Raw genomic sequence first — 21,964 nt, forward strand, 5'->3', positions numbered from 1 at the left:
CCCTGCCGATGGCTGGCCAGCGTCTCTGGGCGGGCGGGCTTCCTGCGCCTGCGCCGAGACGACGAGCAATGCCATGGCCGAAACCAAGGGAATGATGATCTTCATGCGGCTGGACGCACTCATGCGTGCTTGACCCCTACTCTCTCGATTGCCGTCAAATGCCGTGGTGCTTGGCGCGATAGACGATTCGCCGCGCGCTGAGCTGATGCCGGCTGACATGACTGACCTGCTTTGGTCGGCTAAGTCCCGTTACAAATGATTAAGATCACGGCATTTTTTCGTCTGCGCGGGGCGCGCTGGCGAGCTTCTAGCGCGCCGGCTCGATCACATTGCAATTGCTTCGCCCGGACATCAGGCAGTCCTGCATCTTGCTGGCCGAGGTGAGATCGCGGGCGAGCCACCAGCCAATTCCGAGGATCACAATCGCGATGATCAGGCCGGCGATGGCGCCGCGGCGGTTGTCACCGGATTGCGGTCTTGCAGGGGATTTGGGCTTCTCGGCCGGTTTGGGCTCGGACATGGCTACCTGATCGCGTGGGCCGGCTATATCACCTCTGCGACGTGGCGTCACATCCAGGCCCCGCCCGCGTTCAGCCCCGGGTCGGCCGGATCGCATCCTTGCGAGAGGTTTCGACCGCCGGGATCGCCTGCTGGACCCGCGGTGCGCAGCTCGTGAGCACAAACGCGGTCCGGGTGCATTCCCAATCCGCACCCAGGACGGCACTTTCGATCGGCTGCGGACGAGCAAGGAGCAGCGCGGCGCCGGCCACGGCTGCCACCGCGATGGCGATTGCGATCGCCTTCAGGCTCAGTCGGAAGATCGTCATACCCGTGCTCCGTCGTACCGGGCGGACGCTAGGCGTCGCTCCGCGTGGCCCCTTATGAGGGACATCACATTTCGGCAGTTTTTCGGGGCTACGAGAGATCGTCGGGGTGGCGATTTTTCGTCTACCTGATCGGCTGCGATTATGGGTGGCGTTGCGACGCGCGGCGATGTACACGCTTCTGCGTCGCGTGGCGCCCGCTATGCCCAGCCGACGTACCAACCGAAGTGATGTAGGATCGGAAGCGAGGAAGACAAGGCTCGTCGATGAGTGGATTCAGGGAACCCGGTTTCGCAGACCGGCAAAAGGCGGCGCTGGACGCACGCAAAAACCTTTTGAACAAATTCAAGTCGCAGCCCGGGGTCGACGATCCCGCGGTCGCGGCGAAGCGTGCCGAGCGCGAGGCCCTCGCGGCCAAGCGGGCCGAGTCGAAGGCTGCGCGCGAGGCGGACAAGGCCGAGCAGAAGCGTCGTGAGGAAGAAGCCGCTGCGCTCGAAGCCACGCGGATCGCTCGCGAAGCGGAAGAAGCCGTTGAGAAGGCGGCTGAAGCCGAGGCCGAGCAAAAGGCCAAGCGTGACGCCCGCTATGCGGCCCGCAAGGCCAAGCGGAAGTAACGTTCAAATCAAATTGAACCGAGGCACGCCTCGGTTCACACGGCAGTTCGAAATGGCCCACCGGGGGCGCGCGTGAATGCGCGGCCCCGATGGCTGCCTGCGAACGGCATTCCAAATCGGACGATCGCGAGCTCGCCTCGGCGAGACGACCGGCGGAAGATCAGTTCTTCTTCATCATCCCGTCGTCTTTCTTCATGCCGTCCTTCGACATCGTGTCCTTCTTCATGCCGTCGTCCTTGGACATGGTGTCCTTCTTCATGCCGTCCTTGGACATCGTGTCCTTCTTCATCATGCCGTCATCCTTGCCCATCTTGTCCTGGGCAAAAGCGGCCGGCGAAAGCGCGAGGCCGAGCGAGAGAGCGGCAGCCGAGACGCCGAGCACGATGCGGGTGCGAATGGTCATGAGTCTTCTTCCCTTCGAGATGGTGTTTGTCCGCGACGGATGCCGCTACTGATCTCGACGGATGCACGGCCGGCGTTGTTACGCGGCCGTTGACAAAATTTCTGCCATCCTTCGTTTGGCGTGGCTCGCCTGGAGATGGACCGCACGCGTGCAGCGCAGCAAGGTTCACGCTTGCCGCGGCATTCGGTCTCGAACTATCAGATGAGAGAATATTGGGTACAAGACCGGCTAGGATGGGCCTTAGCGTCGTTCTCGAAGGCCCACCAAACAAGAACCGTCCAAGGGAATCACACCATGCTCACGCGCCGCCATCTGATCGCGACCGCCGTCGCCGCACCCGCCATTCTCCGTTTCGGCATCGGCACCGCGCATGCCGCGACCACGCTGAAGATCTCGCATCAATTCCCGGGCGGCACCATCGACAAGGGCGATTTCCGTGACCGGCTCTGCCGCATGTTTGCCGCCGAAGTGGCCAAGCGCAGCAACGGCGACATCGCCGCGGAAATCTATCCGAACTCCTCGCTGATCAAGACCAACGCGCAGTTCTCCGCGATGCGCAAGGGCGCTCTCGACATCAGCCTCTATCCGATGCCTTACGCCGGTGGCGAACTCCCCGAGACCAATATCGGCCTGATGCCGGGTCTCGTGACCACCTACGACCAGGGCATGCGCTGGAAGAAGGAGCCGGTCGGCAAGGCGCTCACGGATTTCCTCGCCGACAAGGGCATCATCCTGCTCAGCTGGGTGTGGCAGGCCGGCGGCGTCGCTAGCCGTTCCAAGCCGATCGTGGCGCCGGAAGATGCCAAGGGACTGAAGGTGCGTGGCGGCTCGCGCGAGATGGACATGGTGCTGCAGACCGCCGGCGCCTCGGTGCTGTCGGTACCTTCGAACGAAATCTACGCGGCGATGCAGACCGGCGCCTGCGATGCCGGCATCACCTCCTCCACCAGCCTGATCTCGTTCCGGCTCGAAGAGGTCGCGAAGTCGCTGACGTCAGGCGCAGGCGCCTCCTACTGGTTCATGCTCGAGCCGCTGATGATGTCGAAGGCGATCTTCGACAAGCTGCCCAAGCCCCAGCAGGACGTCCTGCTCACGGTCGGCACCGAGCTCGAGGCCTTCGGCCGCAAGGGCGCGCAGGACGACGACGTCGAGGTCGCCAAGGTCTACGAGAAGGCCGGCGCCAAGGTCTCGGCGCTCGATGCCGCCACCGTCGGCAAGTGGCGCGACATCGCCCGCGACACCGCCTGGAAGGACTACAGCGCCAAGACCGCGACGGCGGCAAACCTGCTCAAGCTCGCCTCCGACGTCGGCGCATGAGCCACGGTCCGCTTCCGGATCGTGACGACCAGGCAAACGCTGCCGCAAGGACCGGCCTTGCGGCGGCGATCGATCGCGGTCTCGCCATCCTCAACAGCATCATCGTCGTGTTCGCAGCGATCGCACTGATCGCGGCCTGCGCCATCCTGAGCTACAGCGTGCTCAGCCGCGCCTTGTTCAAGGCCGCCAATTACTGGCAGGACGAGGCCGCGGTGTTCCTGCTGGTCGGCGCCACCTTCATGACGGCCGCCTATGTGCAGCAGAACCGCGGTCACATCGGCATCGAGGCCTTCGTCGGCCTGCTCTCGCCGCTGGCGAACCGGATCAGGCTCTGGCTGGTCGATGCCGTGACGTTCCTGTTCTGCGCCTTCTTCGCCTGGAAGTCCTGGACGCTGGCACATGAAGCCTATGTCGACGGCCAGGTCTCGAACTCGATGTGGTCGCCGCCGCTGGCCATCCCCTATTCGCTGATGGCGTTCGGCATGAGCCTGCTCTGCGTCCAGATCATCGTGCAGCTTGCGCTGCCCTTCGCAGGAGCCAGGCGTCCATGAGCGTTTTCGGTATCGGCCTCGCCTACGGCATCGCGACGCTGGTCGTGATGTTCTCGGGCATGCCCATTGCGTTCGCGCTCGGCGCAGTCGCGGTCGTGTTCATGGGCATCTACATGCCCGCCGCCTCTCTCGATACGGTGACGCAGAACGTCTACGAGGAAATGGCCTCGATCACGCTGCTGTCGATCCCGCTGTTCATCCTGAAGGGCGCCGCGATCGGCAAGTCGCGCGCGGGTCAGGATCTCTACTCGGCCCTGCACGCCTGGCTGCATCGCGTTCCGGGCGGGCTCGGCGTCGCAAACGTCTTCGCCTGCGCGCTGTTCGCGGCAATGGCGGGCTCCTCGCCTGCGACCTGCTCGGCGATCGGCTCGGCCGGCATCCCCGAGATGCGCAAGCGCGGCTATTCCGGCGGCTTTGCCGCCGGCATCATCGCCGCAGGCGGCACGCTCGGCATCCTGCTGCCGCCCTCGATCACCATGATCCTGTTCGCGGTCGCCGCCGAGAAATCGCTCGGCCGGCTGTTCCTTGCCGGCATCGGGCCCGGCCTGCTGCTGGTCTCGCTGTTCGGCGCCTATGCCGTAATCCGCTTCCGCCAGGAATATGCCGCGGCCGAGGCAATCTACAAGAACGGAGGCCCTGAAGCCACGATCCTCGCCCGCGACGAATACACGCTCGCCGAACGTTTCAGCGTGCTGCCGCGCGTGATCCCGTTCGTGCTGCTGCTCACCGGCGTCATGATCGCGCTCTATGGCGGCTACGCGACGCCGTCGGAAACCGCCGGTCTCGGCGGCTTGCTGGCGCTGGCGCTGATCGCGGCGATCTACAGCGTGTGGCGGCCGAGCGACCTTGCGCCCATCATGAAATCGACGATCCGGGAATCGACCATGCTGATGATGATCATCGGCATGTCGCTGCTCTATTCCTACGTGATGAGCTATCTGCACATCTCGCAGTCGGTCGCCGAATCCGTCGTCGCGATGCACCTGCCGCGCTGGGGCCTTTTGTTCACAATCCTCGTCATGGTCGTCGTGCTCGGCTTCTTCCTGCCGCCGGTCTCGATCATCCTGATGACGGCGCCGATCATCCTGCCGCCGCTACGTGCCGCTAATTTCGATATCATCTGGTTCGGCGTCGTCATGACCATCGTGATGGAGATGGGGCTGATCCACCCGCCGGTGGGGTTGAATATCTTCGTTATCCGCAACGTGGCGCCGGACATCCCCTTGCGCGAAGTGATCTGGGGCACCCTGCCCTTCGTGCTCTTGATGATGCTCGCGGTGCTGCTGCTGTGCTTCGTGCCGGGGATCTCGACCGCACTGCCGGATCTGGTGATGGGGCCCGACGGGAGCAGGTAGCGGCAATCACACCTGCCGTAGGGTGAGTTAGCCTTGCGGAGGCGCGCAGCGCAGTCCGCGAGGTGTAACCCACCAGCTTTGTCCCGCATGCGGAGGCATGGTGGGTTACGCCTGCGGCCCTACGATTTCTCCTTCCGCCGCCTCTTCGGCGCGATCGCGCTGCCGACCACGACCTGCAACAGATCCTTGCGCACGGCCTCGATATGCCGCTCCAGGAAGCGGCAGGCCTCATCGACCTTCTGCGCGCGGCAGAGCGCGATCAGATGGGCGTGCTCCTTCTCGGCAATGCCCATCGCCTTGGTGTTGGAGAGCTGGAGGCGGGTGTAGCGGTCGCTGGTCTGGAGCAGCGACAGCACGATCGTCCGCGTGCGCGGCTGCGGGGCGTGACCATAGAGCGCCATGTGGAAGTCGGCGTTGAGCTGCCCCCATTCGCTGACGTTGCGCGCCTTGATCGCCTTCTCGAAGTGCTTGTGGATGTCGTCGAGCCCCTCGAAATCCTCCGCCGTGAAGCGAGGCGCCGACTGCGCCAGCAGTCGCGGCTCCAGGATGCGGCGCAGGTCGAACACGTCGTTGATCTCGTCCAGTGACAGCTCGGAGACGATGGCGCCCTTCTGCGGAACGATCCGCACCAGACCTTCCGCTTCGAGCTGAAACAATGCCTCGCGCACGGGGATACGGCTGACGCCATAGGCCTCGCCAAGCGCGTCCTGACGCAGCTGCGATCCGGCCGGATAGGTGCCGTCGAGGATCGCCTGCCTGAGCTGGTCGACGATCGCAGCCGACAGGGTGCGATGCTTCAGAGGCTGTTTCATCTGACCTTCTGTTGTCCTTCCCGACTCATCCCGCCGAAGCGGTCTCTCTCTTGCATGTTGGAGGACCCAACAAAAGCTGGTGCCCAGCAAAAGTGAGGTGCCCAGCAAAAGCGCGTCCTGCCGCCAAAATGATCGCAATCTCCGTTTGACACCCAAAATGTATAAATTATACATTCGGCAATCGCACGACAAATCTTAGGGGTTGGGGCCTCTTCATGATCGAGCAGACGATGCCGGCGCCGCGCGCGCTCAGCCTCCGGCGGACGGTCGTCCGGGCGTCCAGCGGCCTGCTCGCCGTCGAGCGCCTTGCGTTAATGGGACTGATGTATCTGCTCACCGCTCTGATCCTGGTGAACGTCGTCACCCGCTACGCGCGCTTCCCGATCTATTGGATCGATGAATCCGCGGTCTATTGCGTGGTCTGGCTGACCTTCATCGGCGCCTCCGCGATGACGCGGTTGCGGCTCGACTTCGCGGTCACCATGCTGACGGAACGCCTTTCGCGCCGGCACCAGAAGATCGCCAAGGTGATCTCGACCGGCCTCGTCGTCGTGTTCGGCGTCGCCCTGATCATCACTTGCGCACTCTGGATGGATCCGATCGGACTGGCCCTCGCCGGTTTCGATGGCCGCAAGCTTGCCGCCGAGACCTTCAACTTCCTCTACACCGAGCACACCCAGACGCTGAACTGGCCGACCTGGGTGCTCTATTTGACGCTGCCGATCTTCGCGGTGTCGATGACCATTCATGGCCTCGCCAACCTCCTGGAGGACCTCGAAGTGGTCCCGCGTACGCCCCTGAAGGGCTTTCAGCTCTCCGAGCTCGACGGGGTCAACTGATGATCACGTCAGCAGCCTTCGTCGCGATCATGCTGGTCGGCGTGCCGATTGGCCTCTGCCTTTGCCTCGCAGGCCTGGTCTACATCGCCGCATCCGGCAATCCGGTGCTGTTTCAGTCCTATCCGCTCCAGCTCTTCGGCGGCGTCGACAGCTACGGCCTGATCGCCATTCCGCTCTTCATCCTGATCGGCGAAATCATGAACGGCGGCGGCATCACGCGGCGCATCGTCGACATGGCGATGGCGTTCGTCGGCTCGCTGAAGGGCGGGCTCGCCTACGTCAACATCCTCGCCAACATGTTCATCTCCTCCATTCTGGGATCGGCGACGGCGCAGGTCGCGATCATGGCCCAGATCATGGTGCCGGAGATGGAGAAGAAGGGCTACGACAAGACCTTTGCGGCGGGACTGACTGCCTATGGCGGCATGCTCGGCCCGATCATCCCGCCATCGGTGATGTTCGTGGTCTACAGCGTGCTCGCGCAGGTCTCGGTCAGCGACATGCTGATCGCCGGCATCGTGCCGGGCGTTATCCTCACGGTGATGTTCTGCCTCGTCATCGCGCTGATGGGATATGTCTACAACTACCCCCGCGCGGACTATCAGACGCCGCGCCAGCGCGTCATGACGATCCTGCGCACGTCCCCGACCCTGCTGATCCCGATCGTCATCGTCGGCACCATCCTGACCGGCCTCGCCAATGCGACGGAATCCGCGGCGGTCGGCGCCGTGGCCGCGGCGCTCGTCGGCAGGTACTGGACGAAAGAATTCGAGTTCGCCCAGCTGCCGCAGATGATGCTGCGCAGCGCCATCTATTCGGCGATCGTGCTGTTCCTGGTGGCGGCCGCCGCCGTGTTCTCCTGGGTCCTGATCTTCGGCAAGGTACCGCAGGAAACCGCCGCCTGGATCCAGACAGCGGCCAAGGACCCGATCAGCTTCATGCTGATCTGCAACGTCATCCTGCTGGTGATCGGCACGGTGATCGACGGTATTCCCGGCCTGATCATGACGGTGCCGATCCTGCTGCCGGTCGCAACCGAGGTCTATCACATTGATCCCCGGCATTTCGGCGTCGTGGTGGTGATCAACCTCGTGCTCGGCCTGTTGTCGCCGCCGGTCGGGCTCTGCTTCTTCGTCGCGGCCGCCGTTACCGGCGCCAAGCCCGGCAAGATGTTCGTGGTGACGCTGCCGTTCTTCGTCATCTCCTGCGTCCTGCTGGTGCTGCTCTCGCTCTATCCGTCGCTTTCGCTGATCCTGATCAAATAGGCCCGTCCAAAAGGAAGCCCGACCATGCCGCTTTCACGCCGCCGCTTTCTCGCCGCCAGTGCTGCCGCATCGGTGTTTGCGCCGTCGCTGGCGCTCGCCCAGACCAAGGAATTCCGCCTTGGCCTGATTACGCCCAACGGCCATTCCTGGAACAAGGCCGCGCTCAAATTTGGTGAAGATCTCAAGGCGGCCACCAACGGCCGCCTGACCCTGACCGTGTTCCACTCCGGCCAGCTCGGCAACGAGCCTGCGATGATGCAGCAATTGCAGTCCGGTGCGCTCGACATGGGTTTCATCCAGGCCGCCGAGCTCGGCTCGCGCGTGCCGCATATCGCGGCGATCAACGCGCCCTACATCGTTCGTTCGACGCCCGCGGTCGCGAAATTCGTGCGGCATCCTGCGGCGGTCAAGCTGTTCGAGGTGCTGCCGCAGGAGACCGGCACCATCGGCCTCGGCTGGGGCATCACGGGCATGCGCGCGGTGTTCTCGTCCAAGGATCTGACCTCGCTCGCCGACATTCGCGGCATGAAGCTGCGCATCAATCCCACGCCGGTGTACCGCGATTTCTATTCCTCGCTCGGCGCGGCGCCAACGCCGATCCCGACGCCGCAGGTGTTCGATGCGATGGCCAACGGCCAGGTCGACGGCCTCGAGGCCGATCTCGAATTCTCCTGGAACCAGCGTTTCGACAAGGTGTCGAAGGTCATCCTGCAGATGAACGCCGTCTTCATGCCGATGGCCGCGGTGGTCTCGGGCCGGGTCTGGCAGTCGCTGCCGGCGGCCGACCGCGAATTGATCGCCAAGACGGTGAAGGCGACGCTGGACGCGCAGATCGACGAGCTGGCCTCCAACGAGCCGGCGCTGATCGAGAATTTCCGCAATGCGCCGATCCCGATCCGGCAGGTCCCCGCCGGCGACACGGAGGCGGTGATCGCCGAGTTCGACAAGGTCTGGCTGCCCAAGGCGCCTGTTCTCGCTGAGCTGCGCAAGGTCGGCGCCACGCTCTGATTCCGTCCGCCATCCTCTTTACAACACCCGGCGGATCCAGCCCCCGCCGGCAAAATCCACTCGGAGTCACATCATGAGCCGCCGCGTTTCCTGGGAAGGCGTCTTCCCGGCTGTCACCACGCAATTCAACGACGATCTCTCGCTCAATATCGACGCCACCGCCAAAGTGATGGATGGCTTGATCCGCGACGGCGTCTCCGGCCTGATCGTCTGCGGCTCCGTCGGCGAGAACACCTCGCTGGAGCGCAAGGAGAAGGTTGCGATCATGGAGACGGCCAAGTCCGTCGCGGCCGGCCGCGTGCCCGTGCTGTGCGGCATCGCCGAGTTCACCACGGCCTTCGCCGTCGAGACGGCCAAGGAAGCCGCACGCGTCGGCATCGACGGCGTGATGGTGATGCCGGCCCTGGTCTATTCGTCGAAGCCGCACGAGACCGCCGCGCATTTCCGCGCCGTCGCCACCGCCACCGACCTGCCCGTGATGCTCTACAACAATCCGCCGATCTACAAGAACGACGTGACGCCGGACATCCTGACCACGCTCGCCGACGTCGAGACCGTGGTCTGCTTCAAGGATTCGTCGGGAGATACACGACGCTTCATCGACACCAGGAACATGGTCGGCGACCGCTTCGTGCTGTTCGCGGGTCTCGACGACGTCATCGTCGAGAGCATCGCCATGGGCGCCGTGGGGTGGGTCTCAGGCATGTCGAACGCCTTCCCGCGCGAGGGCGAGACGCTGTTCCGCCTGGCCAAGGCGGGGCGCTTTGCCGAGGCCATGCCGCTCTACGAATGGTTCATGCCGCTGCTGCATCTGGATGCCCGCCCGGACCTCGTCCAGTGCATCAAGCTGTGCGAGCACATCATGGGCCGCGGCACCGCGCTGACGCGCCCGCCCCGCCTCGCGCTGCTGCCGCAGGAGAAGGCCGAGGTCGAGGCCATGATGGCCAAGGCGCTCAAGAACCGGCCGCGCCTGCCGGATGTGGGCCTGAAGGCAGCATAAGCCTAGATCGACGCGCGCTTCCGCTTGGCGTTCAGCGCGGACGCCACGCGGCTTACCGGCGGCTTGCCCAGCACGCCGCTCATCTCGTTCGTGGCCGCCAGCAACTGGTCCATATCGACCCCGGTTCTGATCCCCATGCCTTCAAGCATGTAGACGACATCCTCGGTCGCGACATTGCCGGTCGCGCCCGGCGCGTAGGGACAGCCGCCGAGGCCGCCGGCGGCGGCGTCGATGACGCGGACGCCCTGCTCCATCCCCGCATAAAGGTTGGCGAGGGCCTGGCCGTACGTGTCGTGGAAATGCATCGCGAGTTTTGCGGGTGGAATGTTGGCGCTGACCGCGCGCAACATCTGCTTGGCCTTATCAGGCGTGCCGACGCCGATGGTGTCGCCGAGCGAAATCTCGTAGCAGCCGAGTTCCCATAACGTCTCGGCGAGATCGGCAACCGCTTTCGGCTTGATCTCGCCGTCGAACGGACAGCCGAGCACGCAGGAGATATAGCCGCGCACCGGCACGCCGTCGGCCTTCGCGCGCGCCAGCACCGGCTTGAACCGCTCGATGGATTCCGCGACCGTACAATTGATGTTGGCCCGCGAAAAACCCTCGGAGGCCGCGGCAAACACCGAGACGACTTGCGCACCAGCGGCGTGCGCCGCGTCGTAACCCTTCTCGTTCGGCACCAGCACGTGGAATTCGGCGCCCTTGACGTGGCTCACGCCACGCAGCACGGCATCCGAGCTTGCCATCTGCGGGATCGCCTTGGGCGAGACGAAGGCGCCGACCTCGACCGTATGAAGCCCGGCCGCGACCAGCGCCTCGATGAAGGCGATGCGGGCCTCGACGCTGACCGCCGCCTTCTCGTTCTGCAGGCCGTCACGCGGCCCCATTTCGACGATGCGGACGGGGTCGCTCATGTCACTCTCACTCGCCCGAAGGTTCGACCACGGCGAGCTCGACGCCCTCCTGGACGATGTCGCCGACCTTGCACTTGATGGATTTCAGCACGCCGGCATAGGGCGCGCGCAGCGTCTGCTCCATCTTCATCACCTCCAGCGTCAGGATCGGCGCGCCCTTGTCGAGCTTGGCGCCCTCCTCTGCCAGCACGGCAACGACCGTGCCCGGCAATGGTGCCGCGATCTTGTCCGCGCCGGCCTGCTCCTCGGTCTCGCCGCCGAACGGATCGATCCAATGCAGCTCGAAGCGACCGTTGCGCGTGCGCAAATAGAGCTCATGACCAGTGATCACGGCGGCGACTGACGATTTCACGCCGTCGAGCGTCAGATCGAAGCCGCCGTCCTTCGGCACAATCGCGAACGCCAGCTCGCGTTCGCCGATCGAGAGCGTCGAGGGGCCGCTGCCATAGTTCAACGTGACCTTCAGCTCGGGCTCATGTCCGACGCGGAAGGAAAAGCTGCGCTGGCGGCGGCCCACCGGCATCCAGCCGAAGCTCTGCCACGGCGAATTCGCGTCCGCCTGCGCAGCCTGCCGTTCGTCGTTGATCACAGCGGCGACTGCCGCACAGAGCTCGAGCTCCCCGGGCGCCGGTGCGGCCTGTGTCAGGACCGCCAGCTCGCGTTCGATGAAGCCGGTGTCGAGCGCATTCGCCCGCACACTTGGATGCGTCATCAGCGCCGACAGGAAGGGGATATTGGTGACGATGCCGCGGACGTCGGACTCTTCCAGCCCACGGTTCAGCCGCTCGATCGCGACATCCCGCGTCGGCGCCCAGGCGATCATTTTTGCCAGCATGGCGTCGTAGTACGGTGAAACCGCATCGCCCTCACGATAGCCGGCGTCGATGCGCAGCCCACCGGTCTCCGCGGGCAGACGCCAGGTCGAGATCTTGCCGACCGACGGCATGAAATTCTTGGTCGGATTTTCGGCGTAGACGCGCGCCTCGACCGCATGGCCGTTGAGACGGATCTGGTCCTGCTTCAGAGGCAGCTCCTCGCCGAAGGCGACGCGCAGCTGCCATTCGACGAGGTCGATCCCGGTGATCAGCTCGGTCACGGGATGCTCGACCTGGAGACGGGTGTTCATCTCGATAAAGAACACGTCCTTGCCGTCGGAAACGAATTCGATGGTGCCGGCGCCGACATAGTTCACCGCACCTGCCGCCTTGCGGGCGGCGGCGCAGACGGCCTCTCGCTGGGCCGGATTGAGCGTCGGCGACGGCGCTTCCTCGATCACCTTCTGGTGCCGCCGCTGCAGCGTGCATTCGCGCTCGAACAGCGACAGCAGATTGCCGTGGCTGTCGCCAATCACCTGCACCTCGATGTGCCGGGGATTGTCGACATACTTTTCAATCAGCATGCGATCATCGCCGAACGCGGCCTTGGCCTCGCGCTTGGCGCTGACGATCGCGGGCGCGAGCTCGTCCGCTGAGCGAACGATACGCATGCCGCGGCCGCCTCCGCCGGCAGAGGCCTTCACCAGCACGGGGAAGCCTGCCTTCTCAGCCGCTTTCGCCAGCGTCGCCTCGTCCTGGGCCTCGCCGTGATAGCCGGGCACCAGCGGCACGCCCGCCTTCTCCATCAGCGCTTTCGAGCCGGACTTCGAGCCCATCGCATTCATCATCGCGGCGGTCGGACCGACAAAGACGAGCCCCGCATCGAAGCAAGCCTGCGCGAACTCGGCATTCTCGGACAGGAAGCCGTAGCCGGGATGTATCGCCTCCGCGCCGGTCTTCCGTGCGGCCTCGATCAGCCGTTCGACATTGAGGTAGCTGTCGCGGGCACGCGCGGGCCCGAGCAGCACGGCTTCGTCCGCGAGCGCGACATGCATGGCATCGCGGTCGGCCTCGGAATAGACCGCGACCGTGCGCAGGCCCATGGCGCGCGCGGTGCGGATGACGCGGGCTGCGATCTCGCCGCGGTTGGCGATCAGGAGGGTGCGAAAACGGCGGTAGAGCTTTGAACGGTCCATCGCATCACATCCTGAACAGGCCGAATTTCGTCGGTTCGATCGGCGCATTCGACGCCGCCGAGAGGCCAAGGCCGAGCACGAGGCGGGTGTCTGCGGGGTCGATGACGCCGTCGTCCCAGAGACGCGCGGTCGCGTAGTACGGATGCCCCTGGCTCTCATATTGCTCGCGGATGGGCTTGCGGAACGTATCTTCCTCGTCTTTCGACCAGCTATCGCCCTTGGCCTCGATATTGTCGCGCCGGACCTGGCTCAGCACCATCGAGGCCTGCTCGCCGCCCATCACCGAGATGCGCGCGTTCGGCCACATCCATAGGAACCGCGGTGAGTAGGCGCGGCCGCACATGCCGTAATTGCCGGCGCCGTAGGAGCCGCCGATCACGACCGTGAATTTGGGCACCGAGGCAGTCGCAACCGCCGTGACGAGCTTGGCGCCGTCGCGCGCGATGCCGCCTGCCTCGTATTTCTTGCCGACCATGAAGCCGGTGATGTTCTGCAAAAACACCAGTGGAATGCCGCGCTGGCAGCACAGCTCGATGAAATGCGCCCCCTTCAGCGAACTTTCGCTGAAGAGAATGCCGTTGTTGGCGATGATGCCGACCGGATAGCCCCAGATGTGGGCGAAGCCACACACCAGCGTTGTGCCGTAGAGTTTCTTGAACTCGTCGAACTCGGAGCCGTCAACCACACGCGCGATGATGTCGCGCACGTCGAACGGTTTTCTGCCGTCGACCGGCACCACGCCGTAGATCTCTTCCGCCGCAAACAGCGGGTCGCGCGGCGGATGCATGTTGAGGTTCGGCCGCGTAGACGGCTTCAGCGTGCCGACGATGCGCCGGGCAATGCCGATCGCATGCGCGTCGTTCTGGGCGTAGTGATCGGTCACGCCGGACTGGCGCGAGTGCACATCGGCGCCGCCGAGTTCCTCTGCAGTCACCACTTCGCCCGTGGCAGCCTTCACCAAGGGCGGCCCGCCGAGAAAGATGGTGCCTTGATTGCGCACGATGATGCTCTCATCCGACATCGCGGGGACATAGGCGCCGCCGGCGGTGCAGGAGCCCATCACGATCGCGATCTGCGGGATTCCCTGCGACGACATCTGCGCCTGGTTGTAGAAGATGCGGCCGAAGTGACGCTCGTCCGGAAAGATCTCGTCCTGGAGCGGCAGGAAGGCGCCGCCGGAATCGACCATGTAGACGCAGGGAAGATTGTTCTGCCGCGCCACGTCCTGCGCGCGCAGATGCTTCTTCACGGTCATCGGGTAATAGGTGCCGCCCTTGATGGTGGCGTCGTTGGCGACGATCACGCATTCGCGGCCCGAGATCCGTCCCACCCCCGTGACGACACTCGCCGAATGCACGTCGCCGCCATAGAGCCCATAGGCGGCCAGCGGCGACAGCTCCATGAACGCCGTGCCGGGATCGACGAGGAGGTCGACGCGCTCGCGCGCCAGCATCTTGCCGCGCGACGTGTGGCGGTTGCGCGAGACCTCGCCGCCGCCGCCGGCGACCTGGCCGAGCTTTTCGCGCAGATCCGCGACGAGGGTACGCATGGCCTCGGAGTTGCGCGCAAAGTCTGATGAAGACGGATCGATGCTGGAATGGAGCGGCATTTTGATTCCAATTTCGTGAGGTTTTAAGCCGTCTCGGCCATCAATTCGCGACCGATCAGCATGCGGCGCACTTCCGAAGTCCCCGCGCCGATCTCGTAGAGCTTGGCATCGCGCCACAGACGTCCGACCGAAAATTCGCTGGTGTAGCCGACCCCGCCCAGCGCCTGGATCGCCTCGCCCGCCATCCACGTCGCCTTCTCGGCCGAATAGAGGATCGCGGCGGCGGAATCCTTCCGCAGGGTGCGGGCATGATCGGTGCGGTCGCAGGCGCGACCGACGGCATAGACATAGGCGCGCGTGGCCTGCCAGGTCGAATACATGTCGGCGAGCTTGCCCTGCATGAGCTGGAAGTCGCCGATCGGCTGTCCGAACTGCTTGCGCTCATGCATGTAGGGAACCACTGCGTCCATGCAGGCGGCCATGATGCCGAGCGGGCCGCCGGAGAGCACCGCACGCTCGTAGTCGAGGCCCGACATCAGAACCTTGACGCCTCCACCGACCTCGCCCAGCACATTCTCTGCCGGCACCTCGCACTCGTCGAAGAACAGCGGATAGGTGTTGGAGCCGCGCATACCCAGCTTGTCGAGATGCGGGCCGTGGGTGAAACCCTTGAAGCCTTTCTCGATGAGGAAGGCGGTCATGCCACGTGGGCCGGCCTCCGGATCGGTCTTGGCGTAGACGACGAGCACATCGGCATCGCCGCCATTGGTGATCCACATTTTGGAGCCGTTGAGCACGTAGCGATCGCCGCGCTTGTCGGCACGCAGCTTCATCGAGACGACGTCGGAGCCGGCGCCCGGCTCGGACATCGCGAGCGCGCCGACATACTCGCCGGAGATCAGCTTCGGCAAATATCGCTGGCGCTGTGAGTCATTGCCGTTGCGGCGGATCTGGTTGACGCAGAGGTTGGAGTGGGCGCCGTAGGACAGGCCTACGGCAGCCGAGCCGCGCGAAATCTCCTCCATGGCGACGATATGGGCGAGATAGCCCATGTTGGAGCCGCCATATTGCTCCGGCGCGGTCATGCCGAGCAGGCCGAGGTCGCCAAAACGCTTCCAGAGGTCCGCCGGGAACAGATTGGCCTTCTCGATCTCGGCGGCGCGCGGGGCGATCTCCGCCTCCACAAAGGCGCGCAACGTGTCGCGCAGCATGCTGATGTCTTCGCCCAGATCGAAATCGATGCTCGGGATATGCAAGGCGATTCCTCCATATTTTGGGGACCGAACCTAACGGCATCAGGGCCCTTCTGCGGTCGAAAAGGTTGCATTTTCCGCCAAACTTGCCCAGAGGGAAGTCCCATGCCTTTTCAAGCCGCCACCGCGATCCCCCGCCGCGCCGTGACCCCCGCCGCCTTCGTTCGCGGCGTGGTTGCGGCCTATGAGCGGTACGGCCGTGACCCCGCGGAGGCGCTGAGCCGGGGCCAGGTAGCGCCAGACCTTGTCAATTCTCCGGACGGGCGCGTCACGGCCGGCCAGTTCGAGGCGCTGGCGGGCCACGCCATGCGCGAGCTCGACGACGAGGCGCTGGGCTGGTTCTCGCGCCGGCTGCCCTTCGGCACCTATGGCATGCTGTGCCGCGCCTCGATCACCGCGCCGACGCTGGAGGTCGCGCTGAAGCGCTGGTGCCGGCATCATCGTCTGATCACCGAGGACGTGTTGCTCGATCTCGAGGTCGGCGAGGAAACTGCGGTCGTCTCCATCCGGGAGCTGCGCGACCTCGGGCCGCTACGCGAATTCTGCCTGGTCACCCTGCTCCGCTACGTGCTCGGATTCTCCTGCTGGGCGGTCGATTCCAGGATCGCGCTCCGCACGGCGGAATTCCCGTATGCCGAGCCCGGCCACGTCTCGGTCTATCCGACCATCTTTTGCCGCACCATCCGCTTCGATGCGGACCGCGCTTCAATCATCTTCGACAAGCATTATCTGTCGCTGCCGCTGACGCGCAGCGCCGCCGATCTCGACAACATGCTCAAGGGCGCGCTGCGGCTGACCGTGCTGCCCTATCGGCGCGACCGGCTGCTGGTCGAGCGCGTGCGGCGCGTGCTCCGCAATGCCCGCGGACGCAGTCTCGGCGCCGACGACGTCGCGAGGGAGCTCGCGCTCTCCACCCGCACCATGCATCGGCGCCTGCGCGAGGAAGCGACATCGCTGCGCGATCTCAAGGAAGAGGCGAAGTTCGAGCTCGCCAAGCAGGAACTGATGCGCGGCCGCGCCCCGATCAAACGGATCGCGGAGATCGCCGGCTTCCGCAACGAGAAGAGCTTTTCCCGCGCCTTCCGCACCTGGACCGGCGCCTCGCCGCGTGAATTTCGCGGCCGATATCGCTGAGCTGCGCGCACAAAACGTCACGCGACTGTCATGATTTGCGGCCACCGAGAGCAAACCCGGAGGCCGCAAAGTTTCGAAACCGATCTCGATGTCGGATGTCAGTTGGAGTTGGTCTGGCCGCCCGGGCGAAGCTTGGTGCGCGACTGGGTCTGCTTCGGCTGGAAGGCAAGCGCGTCGTTCGAGGTCTTCGCGCCGCCGCTCTGCGAGCACGAGCCGCCGATGCCGCCGGCCGCTTGCCGGCAGGCCTCCATCGTCGGATAGCCGCAGCCGTGAGCGGCCTGGGCACCGTTGGTGATGCAGAAATCGTCGGCTTTCGCAGCCGGAGCGGTCATCATGAGAAACGCAGAGGCAAACAGCGTCGCAGCGGAGGCGACGAACGTCTTCGAGGTCGAGATCATGTTGTCTTTTCCTGCTTCAGGGTCCCACAAAAGAGGCCTCGGCATGCGACGCAGGCTGAGGTTCGCACCTCGCATGTAGGCCGGTGGCCGGTACCGGCAATCACGGCTTCGCGCATTGCAGAACTGTCTAAATCACATGTCACAGTTAGGTGAGTTACTAAGCTTTTGTGATTGATCCGGCTCTTATGAAACTTTGCGCCGCGCGAGAACGTGCTGGTCTCCTATCCTGCCGCTACGATCCCCTGCAACGGCAGCGGCACGTCCTTCGCCACCCCCAGCACCGGGAAGCTGCGCACGTTCTTCACGTTCGGCATCGCCGCGAAATGCAGTAGTTGCTGGCGCATGCTCTCGACGCTTGGCGCCACGCATCTCAGGAGATAGTCGGTGTCCCCCGAAATCCGCCAGCACTGCTGGATGCGCGGGATCGCGGCGATCGAGCTCTCGAACGCCTCCAGCACCGGCTGGGCCTGGCTGCCAAGCTGGATCGAGACGAACGACACAACCTCGTAGCCGAGCAGCCGCTCGTCGATGACGGCGCGCACCGCCCGGATCACGCCGCGGCTGAACAGCGATTTCAGCCGCCGCAGGCAGTTCGGCGCGGACACGCCGACGCGCAGCGCCAGCTCGTTGTTGCGAACCCGCCCGTCCTGCTGGAGTTCGGAGAGTATCTTCAGATCGACGGCGTCGATCTGGTCACGCCCGGCCATCCCCCACCTCGTCATGGTCGTGTCATGGCGGCAGCCAAGCATGCTGCGGAATCGCTGCCAAGGGCCAGAGCCCGGGGCAATAGCTGATCCGTGGATCGGGATCATCGATGGGACGTCGTCGTCTGCGGGCGGGATGCCTTCCCGCCGTCATGGCCGGGCGTAGCCGTCCGAAGGACGTCGCTTCCGCTCGCCTATACCGGCCATCCACGTTCTTTCACTCGGCCCCAAAAACGTGGATGCCCGGGACAAGCCCGGGCATGACGAGTGCATCGCGTCGTATGAAGTCGGCCGCCGCCCCTCAATGCGTCCAGGGCTCGCCGCGCCTGAACGAGAAATTATCCGCATACGCGACCGACCGGTGCAGCGAATCCTTCGGCTCGATCACCTGATAGGCGATGCCCTTGCGCTCGCAATAGGCGATCGCCTCTTCCTTGCTGTGGAAGTGCAGCGTGATCTGCTGCTTCATGTCGCCGGACGAGGTCCAGCCCATCAGCGGCTCGACCGCGCGCGGCTGCTCAGGCTCGTAGTCGAGCTGCCATTCCTTGGTCTTCGACCGGCCGGATTGCATCGCGTTCTTGGCGGGCTTGAAAATGCGTGCGGTCATGGATGGTCGGGGCCTCTTCTTCGTCTTTTCGTTCGATTTCGATGCGTCACGGTAGCAGTTGGTGGAAACCGCGGGCATAGTATAGAGACACCGTCTGGGACCTGATTGGTGATTCCGGGCCCCGGGTGGCTCGCCGACGGGTATAGTCATTATGCTGCACCGTGACAATTGCGTACCCGCCTTCCGCGCCGGGATCCCGCCCGGCGGCACCGCCTCACTGACATCAGCCTGTCCGTCCCCTCCGAAAGCTCCCGTCGCATGGCCTTCCTGAACATCAACGCCACGCTCCCCGAAAAGGGCCGTGACCTCAGGCTCGACCTGTTTCGCGGCATCGCGAACTGGGCGATCTTCCTCGACCATATCCCCGACAACGTGGTGAACTGGATCACCACCCGCAATTACGGCTTTTCCGACGCTGCCGACCTGTTCGTCTTCATCTCCGGCTACACCGCCTCCTTCGTCTATGCGCGGATGATGCTCGAGCGCGGCTTCCTCGTCGGCGCCACCAGGCTGACCAAGCGGGTCTGGCAGCTGTACGTCGCCCACATCATCCTGTTCGTGATCTACATCGCCTCGATCAGCTATCTGGCGCTGCGCTTCGGCGATTCCGAGATGATCAACGAGTTCAACGTCGCCGGCCTCGTCGACAACGCCACCGAGACGCTGCGCCAGGGCCTGTTCCTGCGCTTCAAGCCGCTCAATCTCGACGTGCTCCCGCTCTACATCGTGCTGATGGGGCTGTTTCCGCCGGTGCTCTGGTTCATGCTGCGCAAGCCCGACCTGACGATGGTGCTGTCGATCATCCTGTGGCTGACCGCGCGTCACTTCGGCTTGAACCTGAACGCCTATCCGGCCGGTCAGTGGTACTTCAACCCGTATGCCTGGCAGGTGCTGTTCGTGTTCGGCGCCTGGTGCGCGTTGGGCGGCGCGCGGCGCTCGATGACGCTGATCAATTCGCCGATCACGCTGTGGTTCTGCCTTGGCTACATGCTGTTCGCGCTGGTGATGACCATGGCCGGCCGCTTCCCGACCCTCGGCGGCATGTTTCCGGAATGGCTGTTCTCGGCATTCAACCCGAACGACAAGACCAACCTCGCGCCCTACCGCTTCCTCCACTTTGTCGTGATCGTGATCCTGGTGATCCGCTTCGTGCCGAAGGACTGGCCGGGCCTGGAATGGAAAGGGTTCGATCCGATCATCGTCTGCGGCCAGCAATCGCTCGCCGTGTTCTGCGTCGGCGTGTTCCTGTCCTTCGTCGGCCATTTCGAGCTGTCGATGAGCTCGGGCTCGCTGTTCGCGCAGATCTTCGTCAGCGTCGCCGGCATCGCGATCATGACGACGGTGGCCTATTACATCTCGTGGTCGAAGAAGCAGGACAAGCCGCTGAAGCCGCCGCCGCCCAAGCCGGCGGCAGCCGCGGCAGCGAAAGCCGCCTGAGGGCGGCAGCGATGCCGTGCCTGATGGCAGCGATCCCGCGTCAGGCCGCCGCTTCGCCGTCGAACTCGGTGAATCGCTTGTAGATCCAGTCACGGCCGTCATGGCGGCGCCAGACCTTGCCGTAGACGAGCTGTCCGTTGATCGAGCGGCGCGGCACGATCACGGTCCAGAGGTGCCATATCTCAGTCCAGCTCGACTGCGGACCGACGGTTCGGGCGTTGCGATCGAAAGACATGATGCAGAACTCACAGGATACGAGCGCCGCGACGAACTGTGATCTCGTGTGAGCACGTTTTTCAGGCAACCCGTCGCGCGCCGGGAGCGATCTGATAACGATCACCGAGCCGGCTGCAACAACCGCTCGCCCTTAACCTAACCGATCAACCTTACTTCCCGGGACGGAGCCGCAAGACCGGTTGAAAGCCGGCGCCAATTTTTCTAGACTGGCTGCGCGATTTGAGAATGAGCGCGGCGTTTTGAGGACGCGCAGTGATTTTTGAGCCGAGACGAATTTTGAAAAGAATTGACGGGGGCGACCACAATGAATTTGCAATGTGCATGTCTGCGCCTGGCGCTGCGATCGACGCCGCCTGCGCCGCTCGCGAAGACGCCGGAGCAAGCGCCGCTAGAGGCCGCCAACGACAATCAGTTGGTCTGGCCGTTCCTGCCGTTTCCGCTCGGCTGGTACGCGACGAACTGATCCCCGGAGCTTCCCGGGGGCTGGAAAAGCGCAACGCCGCGCAAGCGGAATATCATCGCTTGGCGGCGTCCGTTTAGGCATTGGGCGCTGAAATCCCCAACACTCATATGTCTCGCGCGACGCCCAAAGGTTCGACGCAATTTTACGAATTCCGCGGGGATGCTCCGTCCCAATGCCTTGAAAAATCGTACATAAGTCACGCACCCTGCCCTGACGATGGTGACCGGCATGGAGACCTCGCTCCAGAGAGACTTGAATTAGATTTGGGGCGCAGCACCAGATGGCGCGCCCTGTCGTCCCCTTCAACGCGGCAGGCGCCGGAGCTGTGAAAAATCCTTCGGTGCAGCGGGGATTTCCCCGCTCAGCGTAGAAACCAATCCCCGCACTGCGAGTTGCAGCTTTTTCCCACCTGTCCAGGGCATCCGCGAGCGGCTGCGATCAGCCGACGCGCGCCGTCACGGACAGCCAGATCGTCTCACGTCCGTGTGAGCTGGAGCGCGGCCGGTGAATTCTAGCGAGCGCGCAGAGACCAATGAAGAACAGGCCGCGAGGCAAGGGGACGCTGTGAGCCAGATCGATACGACAGAGAAACTCTCCGAGGTGCCGGAGGCAGGACACTCGCTGTTCGCACTCTGCGGCCTCGGCGTGGCCGGGATCGCCATGCTCTGCTGGATCTGCGCCCTCGCCTGGATCACCTGGCGCCTCGCCGACTGGCTGTTGTTCTGACCTCCAGGACGCCGCTGGCCTCCCGGGCCGCCCTAACCGAGCTGCGCGGTCGCGGACGCCAGGAAATCGTTCTTGAGGCCGAACTGCGAGGGCACGACGATGTTGCCGAGTGCCGGAAATCTGACCGAGGCGGCATGGCTGTTCGCAAGGCTCGACCACGCCGCCCGTCCTTCGGCGCCAACGACCCAGCTGGACGCGAATTGATAGTTGCAGCCGATTTGTCCGCCGCCCACGAAGCCCGGCGAGCTGAAATCAACTGTCGCCCCCAGATTGTTGATGGTGCGATCGTCGCTGACGACGCCGCCGGCGTGAACACCGGCATAGCAGCCGGTCCAGGTCAACGGGACAGGCCCAGTTCGAGCCGCCTTCAGCGCGAGGTCAGCCGCAGAGGCCGTCGTGACGGACAGGGCAAGAAGCGCCGTGCCGCAGAGATATTTCAAAATGATCAGAAAGTCCCCATTCCCATTTCTCGAGCTGAGCTCATGGCACGCCAAGCTTCCGCAGAGGTTGCGTTACGGCAACATTTCGCGGGAAATGCGAGCT

General features: G+C 64.3%; 25 protein-coding genes. 12 read left to right on the forward strand and 13 right to left on the reverse strand.

Annotation, left to right across the window (positions count from 1 at the left end):
- Positions 1 to 307: 307 nt before the first annotated feature.
- Together IVB31_RS28370 and IVB31_RS28375 are read right to left on the reverse strand one after the other, a co-directional pair.
- Positions 308 to 520: a hypothetical protein gene (locus IVB31_RS28370; RefSeq protein ID WP_247330707.1), complete on the reverse strand. Its 213-nt coding sequence runs from the start codon at positions 518 to 520 to the stop codon at positions 308 to 310.
- 70 nt (positions 521 to 590) lie between these two features.
- Positions 591 to 827, reverse strand: a complete 237-nt coding sequence (locus IVB31_RS28375) for a hypothetical protein (RefSeq protein WP_247330710.1) — start codon at positions 825 to 827, stop codon at positions 591 to 593.
- Between the two features lie 263 nt (positions 828 to 1,090).
- Here IVB31_RS28375 and IVB31_RS28380 point away from each other — a divergent pair, with 263 nt between their 5' ends.
- Positions 1,091 to 1,438: a DUF6481 family protein gene (locus IVB31_RS28380; RefSeq protein WP_247330712.1), complete on the forward strand. Its 348-nt coding sequence runs from the start codon at positions 1,091 to 1,093 to the stop codon at positions 1,436 to 1,438.
- A 160-nt stretch (positions 1,439 to 1,598) separates the two neighbouring features.
- Here the strand turns inward: IVB31_RS28380 and IVB31_RS28385 are convergent, their stop codons facing one another.
- On the reverse strand, positions 1,599 to 1,841 hold the full coding sequence (locus IVB31_RS28385; protein ID WP_045007240.1) for a pentapeptide MXKDX repeat protein: 243 nt from the start codon (positions 1,839 to 1,841) through the stop codon (positions 1,599 to 1,601).
- A 294-nt stretch (positions 1,842 to 2,135) separates the two neighbouring features.
- Between IVB31_RS28385 and dctP the strand changes: the two genes are divergently transcribed.
- From dctP to IVB31_RS28400, 3 genes are read left to right on the forward strand one after another with little or no spacing between them, the layout of a single operon-like run.
- On the forward strand, positions 2,136 to 3,158 hold the full coding sequence (gene dctP / locus IVB31_RS28390) for a TRAP transporter substrate-binding protein DctP (RefSeq protein WP_247330714.1): 1,023 nt from the start codon (positions 2,136 to 2,138) through the stop codon (positions 3,156 to 3,158).
- Positions 3,155 to 3,709 (forward strand): TRAP transporter small permease, encoded by a 555-nt coding sequence (locus IVB31_RS28395; protein ID WP_247330716.1) that lies wholly within the window; start codon positions 3,155 to 3,157, stop codon positions 3,707 to 3,709. The genes dctP and IVB31_RS28395 overlap by 4 nt, the downstream gene beginning before the upstream one ends.
- Positions 3,706 to 5,064, forward strand: a complete 1,359-nt coding sequence (locus IVB31_RS28400) for a TRAP transporter large permease (RefSeq protein ID WP_247330719.1) — start codon at positions 3,706 to 3,708, stop codon at positions 5,062 to 5,064. Before IVB31_RS28395 ends, IVB31_RS28400 begins: the two co-directional genes overlap by 4 nt.
- 119 nt (positions 5,065 to 5,183) lie before the next feature.
- On the opposite strand, the gene IVB31_RS28405 is transcribed toward IVB31_RS28400, so the two are convergent.
- Complete coding sequence (locus IVB31_RS28405) at positions 5,184 to 5,876, reverse strand: GntR family transcriptional regulator (protein WP_247330721.1); 693 nt, start codon at positions 5,874 to 5,876, stop codon at positions 5,184 to 5,186.
- Between the two features lie 230 nt (positions 5,877 to 6,106).
- Between IVB31_RS28405 and IVB31_RS28410 the strand changes: the two genes are divergently transcribed.
- The 4 genes from IVB31_RS28410 (at position 6,107) to IVB31_RS28425 (ending at position 9,988) form a co-directional block, all read left to right on the forward strand.
- Positions 6,107 to 6,715: a TRAP transporter small permease gene (locus IVB31_RS28410; protein ID WP_247330800.1), complete on the forward strand. Its 609-nt coding sequence runs from the start codon at positions 6,107 to 6,109 to the stop codon at positions 6,713 to 6,715.
- Positions 6,715 to 7,980 carry a TRAP transporter large permease gene (locus IVB31_RS28415; RefSeq protein WP_247330723.1) on the forward strand — a complete coding sequence of 422 codons (1,266 nt, stop codon included), beginning with the start codon at positions 6,715 to 6,717 and terminating at the stop codon, positions 7,978 to 7,980. The genes IVB31_RS28410 and IVB31_RS28415 overlap by 1 nt, the downstream gene beginning before the upstream one ends.
- A gap of 24 nt (positions 7,981 to 8,004) precedes the next feature.
- Positions 8,005 to 8,988 carry a TRAP transporter substrate-binding protein gene (locus tag IVB31_RS28420; protein WP_247330725.1) on the forward strand — a complete coding sequence of 328 codons (984 nt, stop codon included), beginning with the start codon at positions 8,005 to 8,007 and terminating at the stop codon, positions 8,986 to 8,988.
- A gap of 73 nt (positions 8,989 to 9,061) precedes the next feature.
- A complete protein-coding gene (locus tag IVB31_RS28425) occupies positions 9,062 to 9,988 on the forward strand; it encodes a dihydrodipicolinate synthase family protein (protein ID WP_247330727.1) in 927 nt (308 codons plus the stop codon).
- A 2-nt stretch (positions 9,989 to 9,990) separates the two neighbouring features.
- Here IVB31_RS28425 and IVB31_RS28430 read toward each other — a convergent pair whose 3' ends face one another.
- From IVB31_RS28430 to IVB31_RS28445, 4 genes are read right to left on the reverse strand one after another with little or no spacing between them, the layout of a single operon-like run.
- The gene (locus IVB31_RS28430) at positions 9,991 to 10,902 is read right to left on the reverse strand and encodes a hydroxymethylglutaryl-CoA lyase (RefSeq protein ID WP_247330729.1); all 912 of its coding nucleotides are present in this window, start codon (positions 10,900 to 10,902) and stop codon (positions 9,991 to 9,993) included.
- Between the two features lie 7 nt (positions 10,903 to 10,909).
- Positions 10,910 to 12,913: an acetyl/propionyl/methylcrotonyl-CoA carboxylase subunit alpha gene (locus tag IVB31_RS28435; RefSeq protein WP_247330731.1), complete on the reverse strand. Its 2,004-nt coding sequence runs from the start codon at positions 12,911 to 12,913 to the stop codon at positions 10,910 to 10,912.
- Between the two features lie 4 nt (positions 12,914 to 12,917).
- Entirely contained in the window at positions 12,918 to 14,522 is a 1,605-nt protein-coding gene (locus IVB31_RS28440; protein WP_247330734.1) for a carboxyl transferase domain-containing protein, read from the reverse strand.
- 23 nt (positions 14,523 to 14,545) lie between these two features.
- Positions 14,546 to 15,718 (reverse strand): isovaleryl-CoA dehydrogenase, encoded by a 1,173-nt coding sequence (locus IVB31_RS28445; protein ID WP_247330736.1) that lies wholly within the window; start codon positions 15,716 to 15,718, stop codon positions 14,546 to 14,548.
- A 102-nt stretch (positions 15,719 to 15,820) separates the two neighbouring features.
- On the opposite strand from IVB31_RS28445, the gene IVB31_RS28450 reads away from it, so the two are divergent.
- Positions 15,821 to 16,849, forward strand: coding sequence for an AraC family transcriptional regulator (locus tag IVB31_RS28450; RefSeq protein ID WP_247330738.1), 1,029 nt, complete (start codon positions 15,821 to 15,823; stop codon positions 16,847 to 16,849).
- A 98-nt stretch (positions 16,850 to 16,947) separates the two neighbouring features.
- Here the strand turns inward: IVB31_RS28450 and IVB31_RS28455 are convergent, their stop codons facing one another.
- The 3 genes from IVB31_RS28455 to IVB31_RS28465 all read right to left on the reverse strand — a co-directional run bounded on the left by IVB31_RS28455 (position 16,948) and on the right by IVB31_RS28465 (position 18,558).
- Positions 16,948 to 17,247 (reverse strand): DUF3551 domain-containing protein, encoded by a 300-nt coding sequence (locus IVB31_RS28455; RefSeq protein ID WP_247330740.1) that lies wholly within the window; start codon positions 17,245 to 17,247, stop codon positions 16,948 to 16,950.
- A 221-nt stretch (positions 17,248 to 17,468) separates the two neighbouring features.
- On the reverse strand, positions 17,469 to 17,954 hold the full coding sequence (locus IVB31_RS28460; protein ID WP_247330742.1) for an Lrp/AsnC family transcriptional regulator: 486 nt from the start codon (positions 17,952 to 17,954) through the stop codon (positions 17,469 to 17,471).
- Between the two features lie 298 nt (positions 17,955 to 18,252).
- A complete protein-coding gene (locus tag IVB31_RS28465; RefSeq protein WP_247330744.1) occupies positions 18,253 to 18,558 on the reverse strand; it encodes an ETC complex I subunit in 306 nt (101 codons plus the stop codon).
- 258 nt (positions 18,559 to 18,816) lie between these two features.
- Between IVB31_RS28465 and IVB31_RS28470 the strand changes: the two genes are divergently transcribed.
- On the forward strand, positions 18,817 to 19,995 hold the full coding sequence (locus IVB31_RS28470; protein ID WP_247330746.1) for an OpgC domain-containing protein: 1,179 nt from the start codon (positions 18,817 to 18,819) through the stop codon (positions 19,993 to 19,995).
- A 40-nt stretch (positions 19,996 to 20,035) separates the two neighbouring features.
- Here the strand turns inward: IVB31_RS28470 and IVB31_RS28475 are convergent, their stop codons facing one another.
- The gene (locus tag IVB31_RS28475) at positions 20,036 to 20,230 is read right to left on the reverse strand and encodes a hypothetical protein (RefSeq protein ID WP_247330748.1); all 195 of its coding nucleotides are present in this window, start codon (positions 20,228 to 20,230) and stop codon (positions 20,036 to 20,038) included.
- 306 nt (positions 20,231 to 20,536) lie between these two features.
- On the opposite strand from IVB31_RS28475, the gene IVB31_RS28480 reads away from it, so the two are divergent.
- Entirely contained in the window at positions 20,537 to 20,695 is a 159-nt protein-coding gene (locus IVB31_RS28480; protein WP_247330751.1) for a hypothetical protein, read from the forward strand.
- 564 nt (positions 20,696 to 21,259) lie between these two features.
- Positions 21,260 to 21,421, forward strand: a complete 162-nt coding sequence (locus IVB31_RS28485; RefSeq protein WP_247330753.1) for an RNA-binding protein — start codon at positions 21,260 to 21,262, stop codon at positions 21,419 to 21,421.
- 32 nt (positions 21,422 to 21,453) lie between these two features.
- Here the strand turns inward: IVB31_RS28485 and IVB31_RS28490 are convergent, their stop codons facing one another.
- Positions 21,454 to 21,861 carry a hypothetical protein gene (locus tag IVB31_RS28490; protein WP_247330755.1) on the reverse strand — a complete coding sequence of 136 codons (408 nt, stop codon included), beginning with the start codon at positions 21,859 to 21,861 and terminating at the stop codon, positions 21,454 to 21,456.
- Between the last annotated feature and the right edge of the window lie 103 nt (positions 21,862 to 21,964).

Origin of the sequence: Bradyrhizobium sp. 21 (assembly GCF_023073335.1) — a bacterium.
In the GTDB taxonomy this organism is placed as follows: domain Bacteria; phylum Pseudomonadota; class Alphaproteobacteria; order Rhizobiales; family Xanthobacteraceae; genus Bradyrhizobium.

Bases quoted from the DNA above. Each gene is read 5' to 3' on its own strand.
- IVB31_RS28370 (WP_247330707.1), bottom strand. From the start codon at position 520: ATGTCCGAGCCCAAACCGGCCGAGAAGCCCAAATCCCCTGCAAGACCG.
- IVB31_RS28375 (WP_247330710.1), bottom strand. From the start codon at position 827: ATGACGATCTTCCGACTGAGCCTGAAGGCGATCGCAATCGCCATCGCG.
- IVB31_RS28380 (WP_247330712.1), top strand. From the start codon at position 1,091: ATGAGTGGATTCAGGGAACCCGGTTTCGCAGACCGGCAAAAGGCGGCG.
- IVB31_RS28385 (WP_045007240.1), bottom strand. From the start codon at position 1,841: ATGACCATTCGCACCCGCATCGTGCTCGGCGTCTCGGCTGCCGCTCTC.
- dctP (WP_247330714.1), top strand. From the start codon at position 2,136: ATGCTCACGCGCCGCCATCTGATCGCGACCGCCGTCGCCGCACCCGCC.
- IVB31_RS28395 (WP_247330716.1), top strand. From the start codon at position 3,155: ATGAGCCACGGTCCGCTTCCGGATCGTGACGACCAGGCAAACGCTGCC.
- IVB31_RS28400 (WP_247330719.1), top strand. From the start codon at position 3,706: ATGAGCGTTTTCGGTATCGGCCTCGCCTACGGCATCGCGACGCTGGTC.
- IVB31_RS28405 (WP_247330721.1), bottom strand. From the start codon at position 5,876: ATGAAACAGCCTCTGAAGCATCGCACCCTGTCGGCTGCGATCGTCGAC.
- IVB31_RS28410 (WP_247330800.1), top strand. From the start codon at position 6,107: ATGCCGGCGCCGCGCGCGCTCAGCCTCCGGCGGACGGTCGTCCGGGCG.
- IVB31_RS28415 (WP_247330723.1), top strand. From the start codon at position 6,715: ATGATCACGTCAGCAGCCTTCGTCGCGATCATGCTGGTCGGCGTGCCG.
- IVB31_RS28420 (WP_247330725.1), top strand. From the start codon at position 8,005: ATGCCGCTTTCACGCCGCCGCTTTCTCGCCGCCAGTGCTGCCGCATCG.
- IVB31_RS28425 (WP_247330727.1), top strand. From the start codon at position 9,062: ATGAGCCGCCGCGTTTCCTGGGAAGGCGTCTTCCCGGCTGTCACCACG.
- IVB31_RS28430 (WP_247330729.1), bottom strand. From the start codon at position 10,902: ATGAGCGACCCCGTCCGCATCGTCGAAATGGGGCCGCGTGACGGCCTG.
- IVB31_RS28435 (WP_247330731.1), bottom strand. From the start codon at position 12,913: ATGGACCGTTCAAAGCTCTACCGCCGTTTTCGCACCCTCCTGATCGCC.
- IVB31_RS28440 (WP_247330734.1), bottom strand. From the start codon at position 14,522: ATGCCGCTCCATTCCAGCATCGATCCGTCTTCATCAGACTTTGCGCGC.
- IVB31_RS28450 (WP_247330738.1), top strand. From the start codon at position 15,821: ATGCCTTTTCAAGCCGCCACCGCGATCCCCCGCCGCGCCGTGACCCCC.
- IVB31_RS28455 (WP_247330740.1), bottom strand. From the start codon at position 17,247: ATGATCTCGACCTCGAAGACGTTCGTCGCCTCCGCTGCGACGCTGTTT.
- IVB31_RS28460 (WP_247330742.1), bottom strand. From the start codon at position 17,954: ATGGCCGGGCGTGACCAGATCGACGCCGTCGATCTGAAGATACTCTCC.
- IVB31_RS28465 (WP_247330744.1), bottom strand. From the start codon at position 18,558: ATGACCGCACGCATTTTCAAGCCCGCCAAGAACGCGATGCAATCCGGC.
- IVB31_RS28470 (WP_247330746.1), top strand. From the start codon at position 18,817: ATGGCCTTCCTGAACATCAACGCCACGCTCCCCGAAAAGGGCCGTGAC.
- IVB31_RS28475 (WP_247330748.1), bottom strand. From the start codon at position 20,230: ATGTCTTTCGATCGCAACGCCCGAACCGTCGGTCCGCAGTCGAGCTGG.
- IVB31_RS28480 (WP_247330751.1), top strand. From the start codon at position 20,537: ATGAATTTGCAATGTGCATGTCTGCGCCTGGCGCTGCGATCGACGCCG.